Genomic DNA, 16,893 nt, shown 5'->3' with positions numbered 1-16,893 from the left:
TGCTGGACAATAGATCAGCAGAATTCTGAAATTCAGCCTTTTAAATCAGGCAATATTATACTATTTATAAGCTTTGACGTCAAGGTTAAACTTCTACAGCTTCCTTGATTTTGCTTTGTTTTTTGACAAGATCGAACTTCAACTTGTCGCGACTAGCACCAATCTTAATGATGTCGCCCTTACTTACGGCACCATCGATCAGCATACTGGCGATTTCGTCTTCGATTTCGTTTTGAATTGTTCTTCTAAGCGGTCTAGCACCATTTTCTGGATCATAGCCATCTTTAGCAATCTTATCTAAGGCTGCTCTTGAAATCTTCAAAGTAATGCCCTTAGCCTCCAAGCGATCAACCAAACGTTTGGTCAACAAGGTTACAATTTCGCGCAACTCTTTTTCTGATAATTGATCAAAGACAATCGTACCATCAATTCTGTTCAAAAATTCCGGCCTGAAGAATTGCTTCAAAGCTTGCTTAACCTTGTCTTCGCGCAAGTTTGCTTGAGCATTGCTGTCAGCGGTAAAGCCGACTGCCTTAGTCTCAAATAAGCTTCTTGAGCCCAAGTTAGAAGTCATGATAATGATTGTATTTCTAAAGTCTACCTTTCGACCCTTGGAATCTGTCAAAAATCCTTCATCTAAAACCTGCAATAGCAAATTGAAGACATCTGGGTGCGCCTTTTCAACCTCATCAAGCAAAATAACTGAGTAAGGATGACGACGAACTTGTTCGGATAATTGACCGCCTTCTTCATAGCCAACATATCCAGGAGCTGAACCGATTAACTTGCTGCTGGCAATAGAATCCATGTATTCTGACATGTCGATTCTGATCATGTTGGCATCTGAGCCAAAGACTGCATGAGCAACTGCCTTAGCTAATTCAGTCTTACCAACACCAGTTGGTCCTAAGAATAAGAATGAACCAATTGGCCGGCGTTCATCTTTAATGCCACTTCTACTACGTCTAATTGCTTTAGCCACAGCTGACACAGCTTTTGATTGGCCAATGACTCTTTGATGCAAAATCTCTTCCAGTTGAGCTAAACGCTTGGTTTCACTAGTTTTCATTTGCGTTACTGGCACGCCAGTCCAAGATGAAACGACCACAGCAATATCTTCAGGAGTCACAACTGCCTTGCCGGCATCTTTTTGGTGCAATTTTTCAGCTAAATCATTGCGTTGCAAATTCAAATTGTTCTGCATTTCTTGCAACTTAGCTGCTTCGACAAAGTTTTGACTAGCTGCTGCAGCATTCTTCTTCTCGATGATTTTCTTTAATTGATCATTGAATTGATCTAGACGGTCGCTTCTGCCGGCATTGTTTTTAATTTTAACGGCTGCACTAGCTTCATCGATCAAGTCGATTGCCTTATCTGGCAAATAGCGACTTGCAATGTAGCGCGTTGATAAATTGACCGCTGCTTGCAAACTTTCGTCGCTAATTGTTACGTGGTGATATTCTTCGTATTTTGGACGCAAACCGGTTAAAATGTTCAAAGTATCCTTAGTGCTTGGTTCATTCAAGCGCACTTGCTGGAAGCGTCTAGCCAAGGCTTGATCTTTTTCGACATATTTTTGATATTCGTCAAAAGTCGTAGCCCCAATCATTTGTAAATCGCCTCGAGCTAGAGCGGGCTTTAAAATATTGGAGGCATCAATTGCCCCTTCTGCCCCGCCGGCACCGATCAAGGTGTGCATTTCATCGATAAACAAAATCACCTTGCCATCGCGAGCAATTTCTTGCAGCATCTTGCGCATGCGATCTTCAAACTCGCCTCTGAACTTGGTTCCAGCTACCATGTTAGCGATGTTCAGGGTCATTACTCGTTTATTACGCAAATCTGCCGGTACTCTCTTGTTGACGATTTCAGTTGCAATTGCTTCTGCTACCGCAGTCTTACCAACACCTGGCTCACCAATAAGCATTGGATTATTCTTTGTGCGGCGAGACAAAATTTGAATTACACGCTTAATTTCCTTATCGCGACCAATCACTGGATCAACTTCGCCATTTTTTACCCGTTGATTCAAGTCAATCGCTACCCGGTCCAAAGTTGGCGTTGTAGAACGCTTGCCCGTGTTTCTAGTAGGACCACCAGCTTGACCATATCTAGATCTTTGCGGAGCATTATCTTCTTGGCCAGCTTGGAAAAAGTTGATGTTTTCCTCTAAGTCTGATCTCAATTGATCTAGGTCAACATTAAAGTTAAGCAAAATCTTAGCTGACAAAATCTGCTCATTAGCAATCAAGCCCAGCAAGATATGACTGGTCGTAATCTCATCGCTGGAAGATTCATTGGCACTTCTTCTAGCAAAATCTAGCACCATCGCTAATCTAGGAGACATTTCGATGTAATTGGCCTTAGCAGCTGAACCGTAGCCAGTATAACGCTCAATCTCGTCGCTTACCGCAGAAGGAGTAAGTCCCCATGAACGAAGCGCCTTGCCAGCATCCCCATCTGACTCAATGATCATCGCCAAGAGCACGTGCTCTGTTCCAATCATTCGATGTTGAAAATATTGTGCTTGCTGACGAGCAATCTCTAATACTTGATTTGCACTATTACTGTATGAAATATCCAAACAAATCCCACCTTATGACCTTTAACTAATATATCTAATTTATGCAAACAATAACTTACTAATTTGTTCTAAATATTTTTTGTCTACTTGAGCAAAATTTTCAAGCTTAGGAGAATCAATATCTAAAACTCCCCATAATTTATCATCTTTAAAAACTGGGACAACAATCTCTGAATTAGAAGCACTATCGCAGGCAATATGACCAGCAAATTCATGTACGTTAGGTACAATGACTGTTGCTTCATTTTGAGCTGCCGTTCCACAGACACCTTTTCCTAAAGCAATGTGCACACAGGCTGGCTTGCCTTGGAAGGGTCCTAAAATCAATTCACCATTTTCAAAACGGTAAAAGCCAGCAAAATTGACATTGCTCAATTGATCAAAAAGCAAGGCTGAAACATTAGCGGTATTAGCAATCCAATCGCTTTCTCCATCTAATAAACTCTCAACCTGCTTAACCAACAACTTATAATCTTCTTCGTTCATTGCTGTCATTTGCCTGATCCTTTCTTCAAGTTTGATCAATTATAACAAACCATCGGCTACTTGGCTATTAATTACAACCAAAGAAAAAGTCCACGACAGCATTTGCCATCGCAGACTAGCAGTCGGGAAAACGGGATTTGAACCCGTGGCCTCTGCGTCCCGAACGCAGCGCTCTACCAAGCTGAGCCATTTCCCGATAACAAAAAAACTCACCATCAGGCGAGTTTTTTCTTTCTTAAGCGGAAGACGGGATTCGAACCCGCGACCCCAACCATGGCAAGGTTGTGTTCTACCACTGAACTACTTCCGCGATACAGATATTATTATAGCAAACAACTTATAGATTGCAAGCCCTTTTTTAAAGCTTAGGATTGAAAACAAATCCTAAGCGGAAGACGGGATTCGAACCCGCGACCCCAACCATGGCAAGGTTGTGTTCTACCACTGAACTACTTCCGCAATACAAAAAATATTATAGCAAACATTTTTGAGATTGCAAACATTTTTTGTGATTTTTTTCAATTTAATTAATGACCCCCGCCAAGCATTGTGCCAAAGACCATTCCAATACCTGAACCAGTGGTTGAGGATTGGTTGGCTGCCTTAGTAATATTGTTAAAAATCAACTTAGTTGTAGGTGATAATTGACCTTTAATTGCATATGGTTCAAGTCCTATTCGAATATCACGCATAACCTTTCCAAGATATGCACCTGATTCAAGGTCTCTCTTTGCATCTAGCACAACTTGTCTTTCATCATCTGGCATATCTTCATAAATTGCATCGATTAGTTGCGAAAGTAAAAGAGTTCTACCATCGTCATCTTGATTTTCTTTTTTATGTTCAAAAAACATTTCGTTAACCTCCATAATTAGGTATTAAAACTTATTTGAATATTACCTATATTTTCCATTAATAAAGTTTTTATACGCTGGTGCATTTTCTTGTCCCGAGATCCATCCTCCGCCCAAGGCTGATTCCCAGCCATGAAGCGCAACACCAAAAGCTGCTTCAAATGGACTCTTGGTTACAACATAATGCCACTTGCCATTTTTACTTCTATAACCATATCCATTAGCTTCCGGAATAATATATTTTGGCATCGAACTCGAACTTGATTTATGATGTTTTTTCTTGGATCTTGCCATAAATATATTTCCAAAAACAGAATGAGCTTGATCTTGATTATCTAAATCCTGATTTGAATCGTCTAAGGATTCAGATTCAACTTCAACATTTTCTTCCTGTAGTTTAGAATTAGCTTTTTCAATGATATCTTTTGCTTGATCTATTTGAGTCTGATCTAAACCGCTATTCGATGGGATATCTAATACAAACTTACCTTCTTCGATTTTTACATAGCTATCCAATCTATTAGCCAAAGTACTTGAGATTTTTGTTTGATCAATAGCTTCTTGGCTAACCGCTGCTTGCACCGGAAGAATACTCATATCCATAAATAAGGCAGTGCTTACAGATGCCACTACAATTTTATTCAACATTTTACCGCTTATCATAATCCACACCTTTTTCTTTTTATCTTTCATTATTTTATACCAACATTGATAATCTCGATCAAATATTTTATCAAGAAAGATAATCATCTTCACTCAATTGAAATTATAAGTCTATAATCCATTGAAAATCTCTTGATGAATATAATAAATTCATCTTTATAGATATTTTTTCGAGCCTAAAACTTATACAGCTCACTCCCCCCGCTTTTTCAACTTACTGCAAGTATTATAGTTCTTATTACAAAAACATTTCAATCATTTTACATTTATCATTACCATTTCTTAACGAAAAAAGTTCAATCGAAAGATAAAAATAAGCAACAATAAAAAATGCACTCTTATCTACCTTATCTGACAATAGTCTAAAGATAGTATCTTTTTTCCAATAAATCACTGTCATGACTATTGCTAGCAAAACCATATTGCTTATTTCAGAGATTAATATCCCGCTTGTCGAATATGCCTGCCCTATTTGCAAGATACTAATTAACAAATTGATCAGTTCATTCAATGCTAGCAATTAGCAAAACAGCCCCTAAAATCACTTGTTTATCTGCTCAGTTTCTAAACCAAAAATAAAATATACCAGCAGCCATAGATCCTTACTCTTAAAATGCACTCTTGAAATCGTATAAAAGCAGCTATAGTCAAAAATCACGCTAATTATGAAGTTAAGTCCAATAACAGTCAGAGTCACTAATTCCATTTTTCTTACCTACAAAAAATCCCCTGCCAAAGCAAGGGATTTTCAAAATTATTCGTTATCAAAGTTCTCAGGACGCATTGTTGGGAACAACAAAACATCTCTAATAGCTGGAGCATCAGTCAAAAGCATTACCAAACGGTCAATTCCGATACCCAAACCACCTGTAGGAGGCATACCGAATTCCATTGCGCGAAGGTAATCTTCATCGATCATATCTGCTTCATCGTTACCAGCTTCACGTTCAGCCATTTGTGCTTCGAAACGTTCACGTTGATCATCTGGATCATTCAATTCTGAGAAGGCATTGCCGTATTCTGAACCCATGATGAAGATTTCAAAACGGTCAGTAAAGCGTGGGTCATCCGCATTCTTCTTAGCAAGTGGTGAAACTTCTACTGGGTGACCGTAAACGAAAGTTGGGTCAACAATAGTGTGTTCACAGAATTCTTCAAAGAAGGCGTTGATTACATGTCCAACCTTCCAGAATGATTCGCAGTGAATGCCGTGTTCTTCAGCAATCTTCTTAGCTTCTTCGTCAGTCATTTCCTTCCAGAAGTCTACACCGGTCTTTTCCTTGATCAAGTCAACCATGTGTACGCGGCGGTATGGCTTGCCTAAATCAATTTCAGTACCTTGGTAAACAACCTTAGCATCGTCAGAAACAACCTTAGCAGCTGCCTTAATAATGCCTTCTGCTTCATCCATTACATCATGGAAGTCCCAGTAAGCTGCATAAGTTTCAAGTTCAGTAAATTCTGGGTTGTGACGAGTGTCCAAACCTTCGTTTCTGAAGACACGACCAATTTCATAAACACGTTCCATGTCACCAACGATCAAACGCTTCAAAGGCAATTCCAAAGCAATACGCATGTACAAGCTAATATCCAAAGCGTTGTGGTGAGTAATAAATGGACGAGCTTCAGCACCACCAGGGATGTTGTGCAAAACTGGAGTTTCAACTTCTAAGAAGTCGCGCTTGTTCAAGTAGTCGCGGATAGCTTGAATAATTTGCGTACGGTGAACAAAACGCATGTAGCTTTCACGGTTAGTGATTAAGTCAAGGTAACGTTGACGGTAAATTTGTTCAACATTCTTCAAGCCGTGGTACTTATCTGGCAATGGACGAAGAGCCTTTGACAAGAAAGTAACGTGTTGTGCACGAATAGTCAATTCGCCAGTGTCGGTCTTCATCACTTCGCCTTCGATACCCAAGAAGTCACCAATATCTGATTTCTTGAAGATCTTGTAGTTATCTTCGCCAACGATATCCTTACGTACGTAGATTTGAATCTTGCCAGTACGGTCGTAAATATCTGCAAAACCAACCTTACCCTTACCACGCTTAGCAAGCATTCTACCTGCTACCTTGGTCTTAGGCATATCTTCGTTCAATTCATCCTTGTCTTCAGCTAAGTACTTTTCGTCTAAAGTGCTTGCTAAATCAGTACGGTCGTACTTTCTAACACCAAATGGTTCAATACCATCTTCACGAAGCTCTTCCATCTTTTGACGGCGAGCAATCAATTGGTCATTTAATTCGTTCTTTGCCAATGTTTTCTTCCTCCATTACTTGTTTAAGGCTGCCTTCATAGCCTCACGCTCTTTTTGATGCTTTTCATATTCGTCAGCAAAATTATCCAACAAATCGAAAACTTCTTGTCGCGTCCAAACCTCATTTATTTTAGCACGAGTACGCGCAGAACGGGGAACTCCCTTTAAATAATAAGCAGCTTGTTGTCTAAATTCAGGTACAGCAATTCTTTCGCCCTTAAGTTCAACTAGGCCATCAAGCTGATGCTTAGCTGTTTCAATTTTTTCACGAATTGTTTGTTCTGGCAACTTTTCGCCTGTTTCAAGATAATGCACCATGTCCTTAAGCATCCAAGGATTACCTAAAGCAGCGCGGCCAACCATTACCGCAGTTGCGCCAATCTCGTCTAGGGCCTTTTTGGCTAATTCTGGCGTTGTAATATCGCCATTAGCTACAAAAGGAATATCCAAGGCATTAGCTACATCATGCAAAGTTTCCCAGTCAGCTTGGCCTTGGTACATTTGCTTTCTTGTTCGGCCGTGCATTGCTAGCATTGATGCTCCTGCTTCTTGAGCAGCCAAGGCATTTTCCACAGCAAAAATATGCTTGGTATCCCAGCCTAAACGCATCTTAACTGAAACTGGCTTAGATACGTTTTGCACAACTGTGTGCACCATTTGATAAATCTTGTTGGCATCAAGTAGCCATTTTGAACCAGAATCAGTCTTGGTTACTTTAGGAACTGGGCATCCCATGTTGATATCAATAATATCTGCTTGGGTATGTTGATCGATATACTGAGCAGCTTGAAGCAAAGTTTCCTCTGTCCCACCAAAAATTTGAATGCTCATTGGGTGTTCACTAGGATCAACTTTCAACATTTCCAAGGTTTTTTTATTCTGATAAATAATTCCATGATCAGAGATCATTTCGCAAACTACCAAACCAGCACCAAATTCTTTGCAGACAACTCTAAAGGCTGAATTCGAAACCCCAGCCATTGGAGCGACAACAACTCGATTAGGAATGGTGATTTCGCGAATCTTCCAACTGTTATCCACCAAATCATCCTTTCAAATACCTAAACATTGTAACAAAAAAGCTGCTTATCACAAAATAATTGCTTATTTGATTATCCTCTTTTAACGATTCTTCAAAATTTCTTCCAATTCTGCTTGGCTGAAATTATACTTTTGGCCGCAGAAGTTGCAAGTAAGTTCTGCTCCATGATCTTCCTCGATCATTTCCTTAAGCTGGGCGCGATCCAAAGTTGCCATAATGTTCTTGTACTTTTCTTTTGAACAATCGCACTTAAAGGCCACGTCATCTTTTTCAAGGATCTTGCAATCATCGCCCAAAATCTTTTTGGCCAAATCTTCTGGCGTCATACCATCCATAAAGGCGGTTGACAAAGCAGGCAAGTCATTGATTCTCTTAGTCACTTCTTCAATTAAGCTATCGCTAGCTCCTGGCAAGGCTTGAAGCATAAAACCACCAGCCGTTGCGATCGTATTGTTAGGGTTAACAAAAACCGATACCCCAACTGCAGAAGGAATTTGTTCAGACTTAGCTAAATAATAAGTGAAGTCTTCGCCGATTTCGCCTGAAGTGATTGGCACTTCGCCAGTGTAAGGCTGCTTTAAGCCAATATCCTTAGTTACTTCAAGCCAGCCTTGACCGACGGCTTTTTTGACATCGATGTGGCCATTTGGCTTAGGTGGCAAGGCAATATGTGGGTTTCTCAAGTAACCCTTAACTGTCAAATCCGCCTTAGCTGTTACAACAGTTGGACCAACTGGACCATCACCAAGCAAGCGAACCGTCAATTCTTGGCCTTCAGTTAGGCCAGCTGCTGCTAGCAAAACACCACCAATCATTGTTCTGCCTAATACAGCAGATGAAGCTGACCAAGTGTCGTGCCGACGTTGAGCTTCAGCTACCATGTCCTTAGCATAAACTGTCAAAAGTCGTAAATTCTTTGTTTTATCAATTGCTTTAATTAAATAATCTGTCATATATATTCTCACCTATAAAAATAGAGCCCAACTAGGCTCTATTTTCTTATTCGTCCTTAGTGTCATCTTCATTTGGCTTTACTTGAGTATCAGGTTCATCCAAGTCTTCTGATGAAGAACTAGTAATTTCTGGTTCAACTGGTTCTTCTTTCTTTTCAGCCTTTTGAATTTCCTTCTTCTCAGCAGCAGCTTTAGCTTCTTCGTAAGTTGAAGCCTTTGATTCGCTAGGATATTCTTCATCGTCTTTTTCAGGCATCTTGCCAGTTTGGTACAAAGCTAAAATTTGCTTTTCGTTCAAAGTTTCGTACTTGAGCAAAGCATCCGCAATTAACTTGTGCTTTTCCTTGTTGTCGCGAACAATTTCAAGCGCCTTTTCGTGAGCTTCATCCAAGATCTTGCGAACTTCTTCGTCGATCTTGGCTGCAGTTGCTTCACTGTATGGCTTCATACCGTATTGGTTTTCGCCTTCTTTTTCAAGTTCAACCATACCCAAAGCATCAGTCATACCGTAGTTGACTACCATGCTATGAGCAATAGCTGTTGCTTGTTCGAAGTCGTTTGAAGCACCAGTTGACTTGTCGCCAATAGTTGCTTCTTCACCGGCACGACCACCCATCAAACCAACAATTTGTTCAAACAATTGGTTCTTAGTCAAAATGAATTGATCATCCTTAGGAAGCATGATGTTGTATCCACCAGCACGGCCACGAGGAACGATGGTAACCTTGCGGACAGTTCTTGAATCGCTTAGAACCAAACCACAGATTGAGTGACCTGCTTCGTGGAAAGCGACTCTCTTTCTTTCTTGTTCAGAAATAATTCGATCTGTCTTAGCAGGACCAGCAATGACGCGGTCTTGAGCTTCATCGATATCTGAAGCAGTGATTTCGCTACCGTTTCTGCGAGCAGCTACCAAAGCAGCTTCGTTCAAAACGTTGGCCAAATCGGCACCAACGAAACCTGGCGTTTGACGAGCAACTTCCTTCAAGTCAACATCGCTAGCCAAAGGCTTGTTGCGAGCGTGAACCTTCAAGATAGCTTCACGGCCGCGAACATCTGGACGACCAACCAAAACCTTACGGTCAAAACGACCTGGACGAAGCAAAGCAGGGTCCAAAACGTCTGAACGGTTAGTAGCGGCAATAACGATTACGCCTTCATCGCCTTGGAAACCATCCATTTCAACTAGCAATTGGTTCAAAGTTTGTTCGCGTTCGTCGTTTCCTCCGCCCATACCGTTGCCACGACGGCGACCGATGGCATCAATTTCATCGATAAAGATAATACTTGGAGCGTTCTTCTTAGCATTAGTAAACAAGTCACGTACACGACTAGCACCAACACCGACGAACATTTCCACGAAATCTGAACCAGAAATTGAATAGAATGGAACGTTAGCTTCACCAGCTACGGCACGAGCAAGCAAAGTCTTACCTGTTCCGGGAGGGCCTTCCAATAAGACACCTGATGGAATCTTTGCACCCAATTTAGTGTATTTGGATGGATTCTTCAAAAATTCAACTACTTCGACTAATTCTTGTTTTTCTTCTTCTTCACCGGCAACATCTGAGAAACGTACCTTGTTCTTAGCTGGATCCTCAGGCTTGACGTGTGAACGACCAAAGTTCATGATGCCGCCATTGCCGCGAGCACCTCCGCCTTGGTTCATCATCATCCAAAGCATCACAATAAACAGGATAGTTGGAACGAGCATGACAATGGTCGAAATCCAATTGCCTGATTGCGACTCTCCTTGGGTAGTCATCCGAGCATCATTTTTTTGTGCCAAGTCTTGCACAGTTGATACGCTAGAATCATTTTGTAACATCGTTGTAGTAAAACGTGTCACGCTTTGGCTAGTGCTACCATTAAAGAAGTCGAAATTGCTGTTCTTTTGACTCTTTGTTGTTTGTGCTTTCTTGTAACTACCTGAAACAACATAAACGCCATTTGCAGGCTGAACACTAAAGTTTTTAACTTTGCCTTGGCGCAAGTCACTGACAAATTCAGAGTAGGAAATACTTTGACTACCTGATGAGTTGCCACTTCCGCCTAGTGCCCAGTTGATTCCCCATAGGAGTAAAAGGAACACAACTATATAGAAAAGGCCATTTGACAATAGCCGATTCCGGTTATTTTTCATATAAAACCTCCGCAAAGTTTATATAAGATATACGCCTAAAAGTTTAACACAAATACGCGTTTAGCTCTAATATTTTAACAAGATCTAAGAAAAAATTCGATAAAGGTAGATTTTTCGGCTTGCAGCAGTAATTCTCTGGTTGCGATAAGCATACTGAACAAAAAGCACCTGATCATCTTCATCAAATACGCTCAAGCAGCGATTTCTTAATTGAAGCGGGATAGCTGCTCGAGCAAACATCTTCTTAGCCTTGGCATGCTGGCCATTTTTCAATGGCAATTTGCTGCCAGATGGCAAAGATCCAACCCAAAAACATTCGCCTTCTGCATAGAAGCTATCAACCAGCTCTCCTTCCATTATCTCACTAGTTAAGACAAACTGCTCATTGCAAAATTCAAATTTTTCATTCAACTTAATCATTGCCTTTTCTTGGGGCAGATTTTGCCCTCCAGCAAGCAAATATTCATATCCTTGGTAAGAATAAAGCTGCCAGCCGCGCAGATCAAAGCCGATATGCCTTTTTCGATAATACCAGACTTGCCTTTGCCAGTAGTAGCTTTTTTCATTCGGCAAAAGATTGGCTAAGGCATCCTCTTTAATGCGAAAGCTACCTAAAAATGGCTGACTTAGTGGTAAATGATCAATTTGCTTTTTGGCTAAATCAGTCAACAGATTCATCTGCTGGCTAAAGCGCAAAACGTTGTCAGCTAAAAGCGGATTTTCTTTTTTTAGCAGTGGCAAAACATGATGTCTTAAGCGATTGCGCAAGATATCGTCTTCTTTGTTAGTTTCGTCTTCGATATAAGGCAAATGATGCTGCTGGTCATACATTAGCAAATCATCTTTGACAAAAGCCAGCAATGGCCTAAGCAATTTAACCCCCTGCCAGTTGCTGACAGCCTGCAAGGAGTTCATCTCGGCTGGATTGCCTGATCTAATTAGCTTGATCAATATATTTTCCAACAGATCATCATTATGATGGGCCGTTAATAAATAATCGCCTTGAACTTGATCTATGACCCGCTTTAAAAAGTCGTATCTAGCAGCTCTTGCCCTTGATTCAAGGCCGCTAGTTATTTGACCGTGCTGCCATCTGCCCTCAATCAAGGGCAAGTTCTGACTTTGGCAATATGCCTGCAATAAATCTGATTCTTTCATAGAATCTTGGCGCAATTGATGGTCAAAATGCGCCACGAAAAGATCAAACTGCACGTCTTTTTTTAATTCAATTAATAAATGCGTCAAAGCCATCGAATCTGGCCCACCGCTACTAGCAACCACTAGCTTCTTATGCGCTAATGGCAAATTATGCATTTGAAAAAACTTCTTTAAATCCATTTCTTTCCTAAAAACAAAGGCAGCTAATCTTTTGACTAGTCTGCCTTTTGCCTATCTATATTCTTCTAAAACTTGCTCTAAGTCTGAAATAGCCTTTTTTGCCTTAGCAGAAGTTTGATTCAAGACTTTGGCAAAATCGGCTGCTTTTACTTGGGTGTATTGATTAGTCGGATCGATCAAATCCGGATCATTGATTCTAGCAAGCGATAAACCTAGCTTGCCTTTATTGACATGAACGATCACGCTTCTAATCTCATCCCCAATCCGGTAGCGTCCCCTTTGGCTAGGCCAACTACCGTCCCAGTCGCTATGATGAATCAAGCCTGACTTTCTAGCATCCAAAGTCACAAAGATTCCTAAATCAGTTATATTGTTGATTACTCCCGTAACCCTTTCTCCAACTTGATATTTCGCCATTTACTTGCCCTCGGGTACGTTATAAATTGTTTCGTTTGGCTTAGAGTAATAGAAGCGGTATCTGATCAACTTCGCCACATAATCTGGATCCTTCAAGTCCACATACTTGTCATTTAACTTTTCTTTTTCTTTGTTTAGCTTAGCTAAAGTGACTTTAGAAGCTTGAACTTCTTGTCTGATCCGGTTTGTTTGAGCCGTTTTGATGGCGATTTGAATCCCCAAGATAACGAAGAGGATGGAGAAAAAGCCAATTATCTTGGCACGACGCGCCTTATGCTTGCGTTTTTCGATTTGCTTTTGACGCAAACGCATCCGCTCTTCGTCATCAAACCTTCTAGGGGCACCGTATTCATTTTGTCTGACAACTCTCAATTTGCTCATTTGCATCCCCCCTACTCACAATTACTTAAAAATTAATCAACGAGCTCGTATAAATCGCTTGCTTCAGCCTTTTTCGTGGTCTCGCGCAAATCCAAGACCTTAGCCTTAACTTGACGAGTTCCATAACCTACTTCAATGATATCATCAATCTTGACATCATAGCTTGATTTAACTACTCGACCATTAACTTTAATTCTACCTTGATCAGCCATTTCCTTAGCAACGGTTCTTCTTTTGACTAATCGGGAAATCTTTAAAAACTTATCAACTCTCATCTCTTACCTACCTTTGTATAATGTCGCTTGCTGCTTCTAAAAAGGTATTAAGCTCTTTAAAGAGCATGCGACTGTTAACCTTATCTGGAACATCGAGCAAGACAATCAAGTCCTTGTTTGGCGCAAGATTGATTCTAGCCTTTAAGTTAACGTGTTCCAATGCCTTAAAAATATTCGGCCCTTCTAATTCGCGCGAAGCTGGTCCATCAAATTCGACCTTAATTCGATCTTTTGCTAGCTTAGAGATCAACTTCACTTGAGCGTAATTTGCCTCTAATTTAATCTTGGCTAGCTGAAGTAGCATCTCTACTGCCTTTGGATAATCTCCAAAACGATCGATTAACTCATCCTCAATTTTATCAAGTTCGGACTGATTATCAATACTCTTAATTCTTTTGTAAAACTCGATTTTTTCTTCTTGATCGGCAATATAAGACTCTGGAATATAGGCTTCTAAGCCAAGATCAAGCTGGGTGTCAGTTTGGCGCAATTTCTTTTTGCCTTTGCGCTCCTTGATCGCGTCTTCAAGCATTTGAGAGTAAAGATCATACCCAACGCTATCAATAAAGCCATGCTGCTGGGCTCCGAGCATATTGCCGGCACCGCGAATGGACAAATCTCGCATCGCAATCTTAAAGCCTGACCCAAGTTCAGTAAAGTCGCGGATAGCTTCCAGCCTTTTTTCGCTGACTTCTGTCAGCACCTTGTTTGGCTGATAAAGAAAATATGCATAAGCTAATCTGGCACTACGGCCAATTCGTCCTCTAAGCTGATAGAGCTGACTTAAGCCGTAATGATCTGCATCTTCAATGATCATGGTGTTAGTATTTGGCATATCGATACCCGTTTCAATAATGGTAGTCGTTACCAAAATATCAAACTCCCGATTCAAAAAGCGATACAAGACATCTTCTAGCTGATGCTGACTCATTCGGCCGTGAGCTGAAGCAATCCGGGCCGTTGGGAGCAATTTTTGCAAGCGCAAAACCACATCATCCAAATCTCCAATCCGGTTATGCAAAAAGAAGATCTGGCCATCGCGCTGCATTTCTCTTAAGCAGGCATCCCTAACCACGCTTTCAGTTTCTTCCATTACGTAAGTTTGGATTGGATAGCGGTTCTTAGGCGGAGTTTCCATCACTGACAAATCTCTAACTCCAACCATCGACATGTTCAAAGTCCGCGGAATTGGCGTAGCCGTCAAGGTCAAAACGTCAATATTGGCTCTAAGCTGCTTGAGTCGTTCTTTATGCTTAACGCCAAAGCGCTGCTCTTCATCAACAATCAATAAGCCCAAGTTTTTGAACTTAACGTCTTTTGATAAAATTCGGTGCGTACCAACTACGACATCGATTTTGCCAGTTTTCAAGCCTTCAATAATCTTCTTGGACTCGCTAGCTGATTGGAATCTTGACAGCAAGGCCGCATTGACTGGGAAGTCCTTGAAGCGGTCCAAAATCGTTTCATAGTGTTGCTGGGCCAAGATAGTCGTTGGCACCAAAAAGGCAACTTGCTTGTTGTCTTGCACCGCCTTAAAGGCTGCTCTAAGCGCCACTTCAGTCTTGCCAAAGCCAACATCTCCAACCACTAGTCGGTCCATTGGCCTTGGCTTTTCCATATCGGCCTTGATTTCTCTGACTGAGCGCAGTTGGTCATTAGTTTCGACATATGGAAAGGCGTCTTCGAATTGTCTTTGAAGGTCGTCATCTGGCGAAAAAGCAAAACCTTTTTCAGCTTCTCTTTTGGCATAAAGCTGAATCAATTCATCGGCAATATCTTCTACCTTGGATTGAACCTTGCGCTTAGTTTTAGCCCATTCGCTACCACCAAGTTTGTTAATTTTGGGCGTTTTGCTTTCAGAGCCGACATACTTTTGCACCAAGCGCAAATGATCAGCTGGAACAAAGAGCTGGTCGCCTTTTTGATAAGTAATGGTAATGTAGTCGCGCTTTACTCCGTTATTTTCTAAAGTCTGAATTCCTTCAAAACGACCAATTCCGTGGTTGACGTGAACTACATAGTCGCCAGGCTTCAATTCAGTATAATTGCGCAAGCGCTGGGCATTTTCTAAGGTGCGGATTGCCTTCTTGCGCTGAACGCGCTTATTGAATAGTTCTCGCTCAGTCAAGTAGATCAACTTGCTAGCTGGCAAATTAAAACCTTGGCTAAAGTTTCCTACTAGGATCTGGCATTGCCCAGCTAAAAGCTGATCTGAAGAAACGATTGGAGCAACTAAGTCAAAATCTGCCAGCGTTTCTTTCATTTGGCTGGCCCTTTTTTCATTATCGGCTTGCACGATCACGGTTTGTCCAGCTTGCAAATAAGAATCAATCTCAGCCTTAATTAGTGGCATCTGACTAAAAAATTGTTCCGGCTCGCGGGTATTCCAATTAAATAGCTGGCCTAGTCTAACCCGGCCTAAGCTGCGCTGAAAGACTGAATAATAGATTCGGTGGTGGTTGTCCGCATTTATCACCTGATTAAAATCTAGGCGCAACTTTTGACTAGCAAGCATAGCGCCGAGCTTTTGCTCTTCGGCAATAAAGGCGCCATTTTGCTTGTCGACTGCTTCAACTGCCTGTCTAATCAAAGGCAAATCATCAATAAAAATCAAACCCGGTCCAGCCAAATATGCTAGCAAGTTGCTTGGATCTTTGAGCAGATAGTCAACCAAAAAGGCATAATCATCTGGCAAAGCACCAGTATTAAGCAAGTCAATTGTCTGGGTAAAATGCTTCTTGGCTGCGTCCACGTTTTCAGCTTCGGCTACTTCTTTAGCAATTTGCTTAGCAGCTTGAGAGATGCTTTCCTTTGAAAAGACCCGGTCCAAGGCAGGACCAACCCAAATATCATCAATTTCTCGCTTGGACAGTTGAGTAGCTAGGTCGAATTCTTTGACTGTATCAATCTCATCGCCAAAAAATTCAATTCTAACTGGATTTTCTGAGTCTAGTGGGTAAATATCAAGGATATCACCTCTTAAAGCAAACTCGCCTGCTTTAGCAACCAGAGCTTCCTTATGATAGCCCACTCGAACTAGCCACTGAGTCAATTCACTTAGCTCATACTCCATCCCCACGCTAAATTTGCGCTTGGCCTGGCTAAAATTCTCTGGATTCGATAAGGGATACTGCAAGCCTTGCGGGGTAGTAATCACAATTCCCGCCTTGCGAGTAAGCAATAGATTCAAACTCTTGATTCGATTGCTTAATTCATCAGCTGAAGCCACGGCACTCTGCGTTGCCAAGGTGCTATCAATTGAAAAAATCTCCACCTGATCATCTGCTAGCAGATTGCTCAACTCTGCATAGCGGTTTTGGGCCTTATGTTCGTTTTCTTCTAGCAGAATCACCGCTTGATTATTTTCAACCAAGCTTTTTAAGAGCAGACTAAAAGCACCGGCGTTGGCGCCAGTGATCATTGAGTTTTTGTATTGTTTGCTTTGACTAATGAAATTGATCAGTTCTTGATCTTTTTCCAGAAAATCTTGTAATTGCATT

The 16,893-nt window shown here is 41.2% G+C and carries 13 protein-coding genes and 3 tRNA genes; all 16 read right to left on the bottom strand.

Annotation, left to right across the window (positions count from 1 at the left end; translation table 11 throughout):
• Window positions 1-85 precede the first annotated feature (85 nt).
• The 16 genes from BN53_RS04350 to mfd all read right to left on the bottom strand — a co-directional run bounded on the left by BN53_RS04350 (window position 86) and on the right by mfd (window position 16,892).
• Window positions 86-2,584: an ATP-dependent Clp protease ATP-binding subunit gene (locus tag BN53_RS04350; protein ID WP_009559701.1), complete on the bottom strand. Its 2,499-nt coding sequence runs from the start codon at window positions 2,582-2,584 to the stop codon at window positions 86-88.
• 39 nt (window positions 2,585-2,623) lie between these two features.
• Complete coding sequence (locus BN53_RS04345; protein WP_009559700.1) at window positions 2,624-3,079, bottom strand: GAF domain-containing protein; 456 nt, start codon at window positions 3,077-3,079, stop codon at window positions 2,624-2,626.
• A gap of 113 nt (window positions 3,080-3,192) precedes the next feature.
• Window positions 3,193-3,266, bottom strand: a tRNA-Pro gene (locus tag BN53_RS04340).
• A 42-nt stretch (window positions 3,267-3,308) separates the two neighbouring features.
• Window positions 3,309-3,380, bottom strand: a tRNA-Gly gene (locus BN53_RS04335).
• A gap of 77 nt (window positions 3,381-3,457) precedes the next feature.
• A tRNA-Gly gene (locus BN53_RS04330) sits at window positions 3,458-3,529 on the bottom strand.
• Between the two features lie 68 nt (window positions 3,530-3,597).
• Window positions 3,598-3,924 (bottom strand): bacteriocin immunity family protein, encoded by a 327-nt coding sequence (locus BN53_RS04325; RefSeq protein ID WP_009559699.1) that lies wholly within the window; start codon window positions 3,922-3,924, stop codon window positions 3,598-3,600.
• Window positions 3,925-3,966: 42 nt separating this feature from the next.
• Window positions 3,967-4,617: a garvicin Q family class II bacteriocin gene (locus BN53_RS09265; RefSeq protein ID WP_133286435.1), complete on the bottom strand. Its 651-nt coding sequence runs from the start codon at window positions 4,615-4,617 to the stop codon at window positions 3,967-3,969.
• Between the two features lie 724 nt (window positions 4,618-5,341).
• A complete protein-coding gene (gene lysS, locus BN53_RS04310; RefSeq protein ID WP_009559696.1) occupies window positions 5,342-6,844 on the bottom strand; it encodes a lysine--tRNA ligase in 1,503 nt (500 codons plus the stop codon).
• Window positions 6,845-6,859: 15 nt separating this feature from the next.
• Window positions 6,860-7,885, bottom strand: coding sequence for a tRNA dihydrouridine synthase DusB (gene dusB, locus BN53_RS04305; protein ID WP_009559695.1), 1,026 nt, complete (start codon window positions 7,883-7,885; stop codon window positions 6,860-6,862).
• Window positions 7,886-7,966: 81 nt separating this feature from the next.
• On the bottom strand, window positions 7,967-8,839 hold the full coding sequence (hslO, locus tag BN53_RS04300; RefSeq protein ID WP_009559694.1) for an Hsp33 family molecular chaperone HslO: 873 nt from the start codon (window positions 8,837-8,839) through the stop codon (window positions 7,967-7,969).
• A 46-nt stretch (window positions 8,840-8,885) separates the two neighbouring features.
• Entirely contained in the window at window positions 8,886-10,982 is a 2,097-nt protein-coding gene (gene ftsH / locus BN53_RS04295; RefSeq protein WP_009559693.1) for an ATP-dependent zinc metalloprotease FtsH, read from the bottom strand.
• An 84-nt stretch (window positions 10,983-11,066) separates the two neighbouring features.
• Entirely contained in the window at window positions 11,067-12,320 is a 1,254-nt protein-coding gene (tilS, locus tag BN53_RS04290; RefSeq protein ID WP_040537322.1) for a tRNA lysidine(34) synthetase TilS, read from the bottom strand.
• Window positions 12,321-12,371: 51 nt separating this feature from the next.
• A complete protein-coding gene (locus BN53_RS04285) occupies window positions 12,372-12,737 on the bottom strand; it encodes a S1 RNA-binding domain-containing protein (RefSeq protein ID WP_009559691.1) in 366 nt (121 codons plus the stop codon).
• Window positions 12,738-13,118 (bottom strand): FtsB family cell division protein, encoded by a 381-nt coding sequence (locus tag BN53_RS04280; protein ID WP_009559690.1) that lies wholly within the window; start codon window positions 13,116-13,118, stop codon window positions 12,738-12,740.
• 32 nt (window positions 13,119-13,150) lie between these two features.
• Window positions 13,151-13,393 carry an RNA-binding S4 domain-containing protein gene (locus BN53_RS04275; RefSeq protein WP_009559689.1) on the bottom strand — a complete coding sequence of 81 codons (243 nt, stop codon included), beginning with the start codon at window positions 13,391-13,393 and terminating at the stop codon, window positions 13,151-13,153.
• Window positions 13,394-13,400: 7 nt separating this feature from the next.
• Window positions 13,401-16,892, bottom strand: a complete 3,492-nt coding sequence (gene mfd, locus BN53_RS04270; protein WP_009559688.1) for a transcription-repair coupling factor — start codon at window positions 16,890-16,892, stop codon at window positions 13,401-13,403.
• Between the last annotated feature and the right edge of the window lies 1 nt (window position 16,893).

The organism is Lactobacillus pasteurii DSM 23907 = CRBIP 24.76 (assembly GCF_000297025.1).
GTDB classification, from domain to species: Bacteria; Bacillota; Bacilli; order Lactobacillales; family Lactobacillaceae; genus Lactobacillus; species Lactobacillus pasteurii.
Note: the sequence above shows the minus strand (reverse complement) of the source record. Positions and strands in the feature narration are given on the sequence as shown.

What these genes read in the sequence shown, in the direction of transcription:
- BN53_RS04280 (WP_009559690.1), bottom strand. Translation starts at nt 13,118, where the DNA reads ATGAGCAAATTGAGAGTTGTCAGACAAAATGAATACGGTGCCCCTAGA.
- BN53_RS04275 (WP_009559689.1), bottom strand. Translation starts at nt 13,393, where the DNA reads ATGAGAGTTGATAAGTTTTTAAAGATTTCCCGATTAGTCAAAAGAAGA.
- BN53_RS09265 (WP_133286435.1), bottom strand. Translation starts at nt 4,617, where the DNA reads ATGAAAGATAAAAAGAAAAAGGTGTGGATTATGATAAGCGGTAAAATG.
- ftsH (WP_009559693.1), bottom strand. Translation starts at nt 10,982, where the DNA reads ATGAAAAATAACCGGAATCGGCTATTGTCAAATGGCCTTTTCTATATA.
- mfd (WP_009559688.1), bottom strand. Translation starts at nt 16,892, where the DNA reads ATGCAATTACAAGATTTTCTGGAAAAAGATCAAGAACTGATCAATTTC.
- BN53_RS04285 (WP_009559691.1), bottom strand. Translation starts at nt 12,737, where the DNA reads ATGGCGAAATATCAAGTTGGAGAAAGGGTTACGGGAGTAATCAACAAT.
- tilS (WP_040537322.1), bottom strand. Translation starts at nt 12,320, where the DNA reads ATGGATTTAAAGAAGTTTTTTCAAATGCATAATTTGCCATTAGCGCAT.
- BN53_RS04325 (WP_009559699.1), bottom strand. Translation starts at nt 3,924, where the DNA reads ATGTTTTTTGAACATAAAAAAGAAAATCAAGATGACGATGGTAGAACT.
- hslO (WP_009559694.1), bottom strand. Translation starts at nt 8,839, where the DNA reads ATGACAGATTATTTAATTAAAGCAATTGATAAAACAAAGAATTTACGA.
- BN53_RS04345 (WP_009559700.1), bottom strand. Translation starts at nt 3,079, where the DNA reads ATGACAGCAATGAACGAAGAAGATTATAAGTTGTTGGTTAAGCAGGTT.